Origin of the sequence: Streptomyces sp. WI03-4A, from assembly GCF_033792105.1 — a bacterium.
Classification (GTDB): Bacteria; Actinomycetota; Actinomycetes; order Streptomycetales; family Streptomycetaceae; genus Streptomyces; species Streptomyces collinus_A.
On record NZ_JARAUO010000069.1, the window covers coordinates 17,717 to 27,084 of the forward strand.

The window sequence follows — 9,368 nt, forward strand, 5'->3', positions numbered from 1 at the left end:
CAGGCTCCCTGTGGTCACGTCCTGGCCGACCCTGATCGCTCGATCGTGTGGAACTGGTCGTGGGCGTGCAACCCTCAGGACCCCCTGGGGAGTCGACCGTCATGACGAGAGGAGGTGCCGCCAGTGATCGCGAACGTATCGGCACACCGGCGGGCGAACGCCTTCGCCCAGGCCCTGGAGGAGCAGTCCGACCGGGACACGGCGGCCGAGCAGTCCGCAGCACCGGCGGCTTCGCCGCCGACCGCGGGGGATCACTCCGAGCCGGGCGAGCTGCTCGCCCTGGCGACGAGCCTCAGCGCGCTGCCCAGGCCGCAGCTCGACCCCGAGGTCAAGGCCGTCCAGCGCGCCCAGCTGGTGGCCGCGATGGAGGCCATGCTCCAGGAGGGGACCGCGGCGGACGCATCGCTGCCCGAGCAGCGCTCCCGCAGCCGGGGCGCGCACCGGGCGAGCCCGCTGGGCAAGCTCAGGCCGCGCTCCAGACTGACCAAGGGGCTCGCCGCGGGCGGGCTCAGCGTCGGCGTGGCCGCCGGGGCGTTCGGCGGAGTCGCCGCCGCGAGTTCCAACGCGCTGCCCGGTGACTCGCTCTACGGACTCAAGCGCGGCATAGAGGACTTCAAGCTCAACTACATGAGCGACGGGGACAGCCAGCGCGGCCAGACGTACCTCGACCAGGCCTCCACCCGGCTGAACGAGGCACGCCGGCTCATGGAGCGCGGCCGCGGCGGCCACCTCGACCACGAGTCCATCGGCGAGATCCGCCGCACCCTGTCCGGTATGCAGCACGACGCGACCGAAGGCCACCGTCTGCTGCACGCGGCCTACGAGCGCGACCCCGAGTCCCTGGGCCCCATCCAGGCACTGTCCGCCTTCTCGCGGTCCCACCGCGAGGCGTGGAGCGCGCTGAGCGACCGGCTGCCCGTGCAACTGGGCGACGTCAAGCAGCAGGTGTCGTCGGTGTTCGACGCCATAGACGACGAGGTCGCCCCGCTGCAGTCCCTGCTGCCACAGCCGCCCGCGCAGTCCGGCGGGACGGGCACCCGGCACACCTCCGGGTCGACACCCACCGGCTCCACCGGCACCCACCGCTCGACCGCGCCCAGCTCCGGCGACACCCCGTCCGCCGGCAAGCACACGGGCTCGGGCAGCCCCAGCGGTTCGGCCAGCCATGACAGCGGCGGAGGTCTGATCGGAGGCGACACGGGCGGTCTGCTCGATCCGCCGAAGACCGGCTCCGGCAGCACCCCGGCCATCCCGAAGCTGCCGACGAGCGCGCCGGACGTCACCCTCCCGCCGCTGCTCCCGGGCCTGCTGCCCGGCCTGGGCATCGACAGCGAGGACGCCGACTGAGGCGTACGGACACGGCCGCGGGGGCGCCCCTTTCCGAGCAGGGGCGCCCCCGCGGCCGTACCGCGGCCCAGGTCAGAAGAACACCGACCGCCGCTGCACCAGCAGCTTGTACAGCGTGTGCTGGATCTGTTCGCGGACCTGGTCGGTCAGGTTGAACATCAGCATCGGATCCTCGGCCGCCTCCGGGGGATACCCGTCCGTCGCGATCGGCTCCCCGAACTGGATCGTCCACTTCGTCGGCAACGGCACCGCCCCGAGCGGCCCCAGCCACGGAAACGTCGGCGTCAGCGGGAAGTACGGGAACCCGAGCAGCCGCGCGAGCGTTTTGGCGTTGCCGATCATCGGGTAGATCTCCTCGGCCCCGACGATCGAGCACGGGATGATCGGCGCGCCCTGGCGCAGCGCCGTGGAGACGAAACCGCCCCGGCCGAACCGCTGGAGCTTGTAGCGCTCGCCGAACGGCTTGCCGATGCCCTTGAAGCCCTCCGGCATCACCCCGACCAGTTCGCCCTGCGCCAGCAGCCGTTCGGCGTCCTCGGCGCAGGCCAGCGTGTGCCCCAGCTTGCGGGCGAGCTCGTTGACCACCGGCAGTACGAAGACCAGGTCGGCCGCGAGCAGCCGCAGGTGCCGGTCGGCCGGATGGTGGTCGTGGACGGCGACCTGCATCATCAGCCCGTCCAGCGGCAGCGTCCCGGAGTGGTTGGCGACGATCAGCGCCCCGCCCTTGTCCGGGATGTTCTCGATGCCCTTCACCTCGACCCGGAAGTACTTCTCGTACACCGGCCGCAGCAGCGACATCAGGACCTGGTCGGTCAGCTCCTCGTCGTAGCCGAAGTCGTCGACCTCGTACTCCCCGGTGAGCCGGCGCCGCAGGAACGACAGACCGGCGGCGACCCGGCGCTCGAGACCGCCCTCGCCGTGCCGCCCGCCCGCCGGCTGCTCCTCGCCGGTCCCGGGCACCTCCTCCGGCGGAGCGGTCCTGGTGGGCAGCGGCTGGACCTCGCGGACCGGCGCGGGCTCACCGGCCGCGCCGCGCCTGCTCCCCGCGCCGCGGCGCCGGGACGGCCGCTGGCCGGCGTTCCCGCGGGACCGGTCGTCGTCGAACGGAATGACCTTGGCGTCCGCCATCGTTGCTGCGCTCCTCAGTTGGCGCTGTGCGTCGGGTGGTGCCCGCCGCCCCTCGCGGCGAGCGCGGCGACCCGGTCGACGGCCCCCGCGAGGGCCTCCGGCGGCAGCAGCCCGGGTCCCTGGCCGCGTGCGAAGTCCGCGAACGTCTGGGCCGTCGTGTAGGTCGGCTGGAATCCCAGCGTCTCGCGCATCTGGTCGGTGGCCACCACCCGGCCGTGCGTGAGCAGCCGGATCTGCTCCGGCGAGAAGTCCGTCATTCCCAGCGTACGCACGAGTGAGCCGGCCCAGGTGACCGCGGGCAGCAGCAGCGGCACCGTGGGGCGGCCCAGGCGTCGGGCGCACTGCGAGAGCGGCAGCACGCCGTCGCCCGCGATGTTGAAGGTGCCGCTGTTGAGGGTGCCCCGGCGCGGCTCGTGGGAGGCGATCCGCAGCACCTCGACGACGTCGTCCTCGTGCACGAACTGCAGCCGCGGGTCGTAGCCGAACACGGTCGGCAGGACGGGCAGCGCGAAGTACGAGGCGAGCGGGGTGTCCGCGGCGGGGCCCAGGATGTTGGCGAAGCGCAGCACGCACACCGCGACGTCGGGCCGCCGCCGGGCGAAGCCGCGCACGTACCCCTCGACCTCCACCGCGTCCTTCGCGAACCCGCCGCTGGGCAGCGACTTGGGCGGGGTGGTCTCGGTGAAGACGGCCGGATCCCGCGGTGCGGATCCGTAGACGTTGGTACTGGACTTCACCACCAGCCGCTGCACGGCCGGCGACTTCTGGCAGGCGCCGAGCAGCTGCATGGTGCCGATGACGTTGGTCTCCTTGACCGTGGCCCGGCTGCCGCCGCCCAGCGCGGTGCCCGTGATGTCCATGTGGACGACCGTGTCGGCGGCCGTCTCGGCGAGCACCCGGGCGATGGTGGGCTGCCGGATGTCGGCCTGGATGAAGTCGGCCCCGCCCAGATGGTGCGCGGGCGGCACCGCGTCCACGGCGATCACCCGGTCCACCTCGGGGTCACGCTGGATGCGCCGCACGAACCGGCCACCCAGCTGCCGGGCCACTCCGGTGACGAGCACGACCTTCCCCAAGATCAGCGCCTTCCTTCGATCCGGTGCGAAACCTGGTCCCACCCGCGTTCCCCGTGTGCGGCCAACTTAGCGGGTCGATGTTGCGCTGTGATGACCGCCCGCTGCCCGAGGTGACGGAAACTCACCAGTTGGAATATGCCGATCCTCGCCGAGAACTCCCCGCGCGGGGGCCCGGACACGCCTGTGGCCCCCCGTCCGCATGGACAGGGGGCCACAGAACACGCTCTCGCGGCGCCGCTTACTTCTTGTTGCGGCGCTGAACGCGCGTGCGCTTGAGCAGCTTGCGGTGCTTCTTCTTGGCCATCCGCTTGCGCCGCTTCTTGATAACAGAGCCCACGACTACCCTCGCTCACTTCTCATCACTCGGTGTTTGGGCGCCATGGGCCCATACGACCTACGAGGGGCCAGCCTACCCGTCCGAGCGCTGAGGTCGTAATCGAGGGGCTTCCGGGGGTTCCCCGGAAGGCCGTCAGGCCGTCTCCACCCCCACATAACTCTCGCGGAGGTACTCGTGTACCGCTTGCTCCGGGACGCGGAACGACCGCCCCACCCGGATCGCGGGCAGATGACCGCTGTGCACCAGCCGGTACACGGTCATCTTCGACACTCGCATCACCGAGGCGACCTCCGCCACGGTAAGGAACTGAACCTCGTTCAGAGGCCTTTCGCCTGCAGCAGCCATGACACACCTGAACCTTCCGCACTCGACGGCCACCGGCTTCCCCTTCCGGTGACTCTTCGTCGTTGCGTGCTCACTCCCCAGACTAGGGGCGGGTGATGCGAGTGGGGAAGAGGTGCACCCATCGGCGGCCTACTGTGACAGACACGCCCTATTGACTACGTAGCGGGTGAGCGGCCGGTAGTGATCAGACCGCACTCCGTCATCAACCGGAACGGCGACGGAGACGACGCCCTCGGCCTCCCCCACGAACAGCGCGGGATCGTCCGTGTCCGCCAGGCCGATCGCCTCGAACCCCAGCTGACCTGCGCCGCAGACCCAGCCGTGGTCCCCGATGACCAGCTCGGGCAGGGGCCCGCCGACCTCGGCCGCGGCGGCCAGGGCGACCCGAACCGGGAGCGGTGAATGGCAGTGCGCTCCCGGCTCACAACCGGGGCGCCCGACCTCCGGTTCCCGCACCAGGGCAACACCTCGTACGTAGTCCAGTGCGTACGTGCGTAGACCGAACCGGGTCAATATGTCGACAGAGCGACCCTGCGCCGGGGTGAGTACCTCACACCCCACTGCCGACAACGCGTCCGCCAGGCCACCGTAGAAACCGAGCAGCCGATGCGGATGCCCGGTCCCGAGCAGCACGGGAGCCCCACGCCGGGCCGCCGCCCCGATCCGTTCCGCGAACGCGTCCAGCGCGGCCAGCGTCCGCTCCGGGTCGATCATGTCCGGTCCGGTCGTGTGCCGCGGATCGGCCGAGACCCCGCACCTGGCCGCCATCAGCGACAGCAGCTCCCGCTGCCCCCAGTGCCGTTCGGGGTCGATCCCGATCAGCGCCCGGGGGTCCCGGGCGGCGAACAGCCGGTAGCTGCGGAGACTGGTCTCCCGTGACGTGGCCACCTCACCGGCGAGCCGGGCAGCCAGCAGATGCGCGCGGAGGGCATCGGCGGTCAACACGGGTGCGATGCTGGCCCATCACGGAAGGCCCCGCGCGCGAATCGGCGGAACATCGCACGGTTGGCCCAACGGCACTCCCCCCGGCCCGGGACCTGCCCGCCCCGGCCCGCCGGTCCCGCTCAGCCGGTCCCGTTCATGCCCCGCTCAGCCGGCCCCGGCGCAGCCGTGCCTCACGGCAGCAGCCCCCGCAGCGGGAACGCGGCCCGCCGGGTGGCCAGGACCGCCTGGTCCAGGCGGTCGGCGGGGTCGTACCCCGCGTCCCACGACGCGAACGACACCGGCCACCGCCCGTCCGTCATCCGCAGCGGCCCCAACTGCCGGGTGCGCGCGTACACCTCGTGCCGCCACCCCTCGGGAATCACCGTCTCCGGGGCGACCTCACGCCCCGCGGCGATCCCCACCAGATGCGTCCACGACCGCGGCACCACCTCGACCACGGCGTACCCGCCGCCGCCGAGCGCGACCCACCTGCCGTCCGCGTACTCGTGCGCCAACTCGTGGCACGCCACCTGCGCGGCCCGCTGCGCGTCCAGCGACACGGCGAGGTGTGCGAGCGGGTCCTCGAAGTGGGTGTCCGCCCCGTGCTGCGTCACCAGCACCTGCGGCCGGAAGTCGGCGAGCAGTTCCGGCACCACCGCGTGGAACGCCCGCAGCCACCCGGCGTCCCCGGTCCCGGCCGGCAGCGCCACGTTCACGGCCGCGCCCTCGCCCGCCCCGGCCCCGGTCTCCTGCGGCCATCCGGTCTGCGGGAACAGCGTGCTCGGATGCTCGTGCAGCGAGATCGTCAGGACCCGCGGGTCCTCCCAGAACGCCGCCTGCACCCCGTCCCCGTGGTGCACGTCGACGTCCACGTACGCGACCCGTTCCGCGCCCAGTTCGAGCAGCCGCGCGATGGCCAGGGCGGCGTCGTTGTAGACGCAGAACCCGGAGGCACCGCCGGGCATCGCGTGGTGCAGGCCGCCCGCGAAGTTCACCGCGTGCTCGGCGTCGCCCCGCCACACCGCCTCCGCCGCCCCCACCGACTGCCCGGCGATCAGCGCCGACACCTCGTGCATCCCGGCGAACGCGGGATCGTCCAGCGTCCCGAGCCCGTACGAACCGTCGGCCGCCCCCGGATCGGCCGAGGCGGCCTTCACGGCGTCGATGTAGTCCTGCCGGTGGACCAGGCGCAGCGTCGACTCGCCGGCCGGCTTCGCCGCGACCACCGTCATCTGCCGGTCGAGCCCGAAGGCGTCCACCAGCTTCCGGGTCAGCTCCAGCCGGACCGGATCCATCGGATGGTCCGGGCCGAAGTCATAGCCCGTTACTGCCTCGTCCCACATCAGCTGTGCGCGGCCGCTCATGCCCGCCACCGTATCGGTCCGGTTGAGCCGCGAACGATCTGGCGTACCCCAACGTCACCAGCACCAACACCATCGGCACCAGCATGGCGCCCCGGTAGCTCCAGGTGTCCCCGAGCGCCCCCACCAACGGCGAACCGATGAGAAAGCCCACGTAGTTGAAGATGTTGAGCCGGGCTATCGCCGCGTCCGAGGCCCCCGGGAACAGCCGCCCCGCCGCCGCGAAGGTCTGCGGCACCAGGACGCACAGCCCCAGGCCCAGCAGGGTGAACCCGAGCATGCCGACCCAGGCGTCCGGAGCCACGGACACCACCGCGAAGCCCCCGGCCGCCACCAGCGCCCCGATCCGCACGACCGCGGCCGCCCCGAACCGCCGCACCCCGAAGTCCCCGATGGCCCGGCCCACCAGCGTGGTCACCATGTACACGTTGTACGGCACCGTCGCGAGCTGCTCGGAACTGCCCAGCACGTCCTTCAGGTACTTGGCGCTCCAGTTGGAGACCGTCGAGTCCCCGATGTAGGCGAAGGTCATCACCAGGCACAGTGGCAGCAGCAGCTTGAAGACGACGGCGCCACCGCCCCCGCCCGCGCCGGCCTCCTCCTGGACGGCCCCCGCCTCCCCGTCGACGTACCACCGGCTCCCCACCAGCGTCGCCGGCAACAGCACGGCCACCACCGGCAGGTACGACACCCACAGCGCGAGCTGCCAGTGCGCCCCGGCCCACGCGAGCGAGGCGCCCACGATGCCGCCCAGGCTGTAGGCGGCGTGGAAGCTCAGCATGATGCTGCGCCCGTACGTCCGCTGGAGACTGACCCCGAGCATGTTCATCGAGGCGTCCAGCGCGCCGACGGCGAGCCCGAACGCCGCCAGGGCAAGGCCCAGCTCCGCCATCACCCCGCTGCCGCCGGCCCCGACCCCGAGCAGCGCCAGCAGCACCACCGGCTGGGACCAGCGCAGCAGCCGGCTCGGCCGGACCCGCTTCACCAGCTGCTCGGTCGTCACACTTCCGACCCCCGCGAGGATCGGCACGGCGGCCAGGAAGACCGGCAGCAGCCCGTCGGAGATGCCGTACCGGTCCTGGATCGCCGGGATGCGCGTCACCAGCAGCGCGAAGGTGGCGCCCTGCGCGAAGAAGCTGAACGCCAGCGAGGCCCTGCCGCGCCGCAGCACATCTGTCATGGCGGCGAGCGTAGGGCCCCTGGCTACCTGTGGGTAGATCCGGCCAAAGATGAATTTCCTTCAGCTTCGGCCCGGGTCACGCGGCGACGGCGACCTCGGCGCTCGCGGCCTCGGACCGCTTCGTCTCGTGGGAGAGCATGGCCTCCATCGGCCCGGCCCCGAGGGCGCCGCCTACCACGATGCCGATCAGCACCGCGACGGCCAGGACGACTCCGCCGAGCCAGACCATGGTGTCCACGGGGACGGTGTACGCGCCCACGGCCCGTGCCACGCACTCGGCGAGCAGCACCACACCCCACACCACGGAGAACGCGCGCTCCCGGCGCCGGAAGTCCGCCGAGGCGGCCGAGGCGCCCGACACGAGCCGCTCCCAGGCGGCCTCCCTGACCGCGTCGCCCTTCACCAGGAAGGGCTTGAGACCGGCGGTCATCATGGGCCTGCCGAGAACGACCGAGACCAGGATGCCGATCGCGACGGTGCTGCTGACCCCGCTGTCCTTCGCCAGCATCAGCCGCGGGTCACCGGAGACGAAGCTGAGCACCAGGGACACGACGTTGACGACGAGGATGAGCCCGGCCAGTGCGTTGGCCCTCCGCTCCTTCAGCACGCTCCACACGGTCCGCAGCGCGGGTACGACGCTGCTCCAGGCGAGCGCCGCGAAGGTGCTCATCCCGAAGCCGTCCTTGAACAGGTAGTACGAAGCGAGGGGCACCGCCACGTCCACGATCAGCGGCGCGAAGTTCTGCATCGTGCTCTGGCCCTGGGAACCCGTGTTCGTCGTCATGCTCACAGCTTCGCCGCCGGGTGGGGTCCGCCAGTAGAAACGAACGTCCGGAAGTCCGCGTGACAAATGTCAGCACCGGGACACTGGCCCGGGTCACACCAGCAGGTCAGCCAACTCGCCCATGGTGGAGAACAGTTGGTTCGCCTGCGCGAGCTTCTCCGCCGGCGTCATGGCGGTGAACCCGTACACGTCCATCCCGGCCGCCACGGCGGCCTGCACGCCCAGCGGGGAGTCCTCCACGACCAGGCACCGCTCGGGCGCGACACCCATCCGCTCGGCGGCGTACAGGAAGAGATCCGGCGCCGGCTTGCCCCGCCCCACGTCCTGCGAGCTGAAGACGCGCCGCTCGTCGAACCACCGGTCGAGTCCGGTCGCACGGTGCCCCACCCTGATCCGCTCATGGCTCCCGGAGGAGGCGACGCAGAAGGGCACTCCGTCGGCGGTCAGCTTCTCCAGCACCCCGCCGGCGCCGGGCACGGGCTTCAGCTCCCGCTCGAAGGCGGCGAACACCCGCGCGTGGAAGACGTCGTCGAAGTCGTCCGGCAGCCGTCGGCCCGTCCGCTCCAGCACCAGGTCGTGGATGCGGTGCATCGCCGATCCCATGTAGTCCCGGATGGAGTCCTCGTACGACGTGGGGTGCCCCAGCTCGGTCAGATAGGCGGCCAGGTGCCGATTGGAGATCGGCTCACTGTCCACGAGCACACCGTCGTTGTCGAAGATGATCAGGTCATAGCGCATACCTAGACCCTAAACGCAGAAAACCCCCGCATCTTTCGATGCGGGGGTCTTCTCAAAATTTGTTCGGCGGTGTCCTACTCTCCCACAGGGTCCCCCCTGCAGTACCATCGGCGCTGTGAGGCTTAGCTTCCGGGTTCGGAATGTAACC

Annotated in this window: 10 protein-coding genes and 1 rRNA gene; 1 reads left to right on the top strand and 10 read right to left on the bottom strand. The window is 71.4% G+C overall.

Annotated elements, in window-relative coordinates:
• The first annotated feature begins 123 nt into the window (after nt 1-123).
• Nucleotides 124-1,347, top strand: coding sequence for a DUF5667 domain-containing protein (locus tag PV343_RS38655; RefSeq protein WP_319151729.1), 1,224 nt, complete (start codon nt 124-126; stop codon nt 1,345-1,347).
• A gap of 72 nt (nt 1,348-1,419) precedes the next feature.
• Here the strand turns inward: PV343_RS38655 and PV343_RS38660 are convergent, their stop codons facing one another.
• The 10 genes from PV343_RS38660 to rrf form a co-directional block, all read right to left on the bottom strand.
• Nucleotides 1,420-2,475: a lysophospholipid acyltransferase family protein gene (locus PV343_RS38660; RefSeq protein WP_319151730.1), complete on the bottom strand. Its 1,056-nt coding sequence runs from the start codon at nt 2,473-2,475 to the stop codon at nt 1,420-1,422.
• A gap of 14 nt (nt 2,476-2,489) precedes the next feature.
• Nucleotides 2,490-3,551 (bottom strand): NAD-dependent epimerase/dehydratase family protein, encoded by a 1,062-nt coding sequence (locus tag PV343_RS38665; protein ID WP_319151731.1) that lies wholly within the window; start codon nt 3,549-3,551, stop codon nt 2,490-2,492.
• Between the two features lie 238 nt (nt 3,552-3,789).
• Nucleotides 3,790-3,888, bottom strand: a complete 99-nt coding sequence (locus PV343_RS38670) for a 30S ribosomal protein bS22 (protein ID WP_003948845.1) — start codon at nt 3,886-3,888, stop codon at nt 3,790-3,792.
• Nucleotides 3,889-4,020: 132 nt separating this feature from the next.
• Nucleotides 4,021-4,233, bottom strand: coding sequence for a helix-turn-helix domain-containing protein (locus PV343_RS38675; RefSeq protein ID WP_004984898.1), 213 nt, complete (start codon nt 4,231-4,233; stop codon nt 4,021-4,023).
• A gap of 129 nt (nt 4,234-4,362) precedes the next feature.
• Nucleotides 4,363-5,178 (bottom strand): phosphatase, encoded by an 816-nt coding sequence (locus PV343_RS38680; RefSeq protein WP_319151732.1) that lies wholly within the window; start codon nt 5,176-5,178, stop codon nt 4,363-4,365.
• Between the two features lie 170 nt (nt 5,179-5,348).
• A complete protein-coding gene (locus tag PV343_RS38685) occupies nt 5,349-6,521 on the bottom strand; it encodes an acetoin utilization protein AcuC (RefSeq protein WP_319151733.1) in 1,173 nt (390 codons plus the stop codon).
• Nucleotides 6,472-7,698 (bottom strand): MFS transporter, encoded by a 1,227-nt coding sequence (locus PV343_RS38690; RefSeq protein ID WP_319151734.1) that lies wholly within the window; start codon nt 7,696-7,698, stop codon nt 6,472-6,474. Before PV343_RS38690 ends, PV343_RS38685 begins: the two co-directional genes overlap by 50 nt.
• A 76-nt stretch (nt 7,699-7,774) precedes the next feature.
• Nucleotides 7,775-8,482, bottom strand: a complete 708-nt coding sequence (locus PV343_RS38695; RefSeq protein WP_319151735.1) for a VC0807 family protein — start codon at nt 8,480-8,482, stop codon at nt 7,775-7,777.
• Nucleotides 8,483-8,575: 93 nt separating this feature from the next.
• Nucleotides 8,576-9,220 (bottom strand): HAD family hydrolase, encoded by a 645-nt coding sequence (locus PV343_RS38700; RefSeq protein WP_319151736.1) that lies wholly within the window; start codon nt 9,218-9,220, stop codon nt 8,576-8,578.
• A gap of 61 nt (nt 9,221-9,281) precedes the next feature.
• Nucleotides 9,282-9,368 (bottom strand): 5S ribosomal RNA (gene rrf, locus PV343_RS38705); the annotation flags it as partial.

Bases quoted from the DNA above. Each gene is read 5' to 3' on its own strand.
- PV343_RS38695 (WP_319151735.1), bottom strand. From the start codon at position 8,482: ATGACGACGAACACGGGTTCCCAGGGCCAGAGCACGATGCAGAACTTC.
- PV343_RS38700 (WP_319151736.1), bottom strand. From the start codon at position 9,220: ATGCGCTATGACCTGATCATCTTCGACAACGACGGTGTGCTCGTGGAC.
- PV343_RS38690 (WP_319151734.1), bottom strand. From the start codon at position 7,698: ATGACAGATGTGCTGCGGCGCGGCAGGGCCTCGCTGGCGTTCAGCTTC.
- PV343_RS38675 (WP_004984898.1), bottom strand. From the start codon at position 4,233: ATGGCTGCTGCAGGCGAAAGGCCTCTGAACGAGGTTCAGTTCCTTACC.
- PV343_RS38660 (WP_319151730.1), bottom strand. From the start codon at position 2,475: ATGGCGGACGCCAAGGTCATTCCGTTCGACGACGACCGGTCCCGCGGG.
- PV343_RS38685 (WP_319151733.1), bottom strand. From the start codon at position 6,521: ATGAGCGGCCGCGCACAGCTGATGTGGGACGAGGCAGTAACGGGCTAT.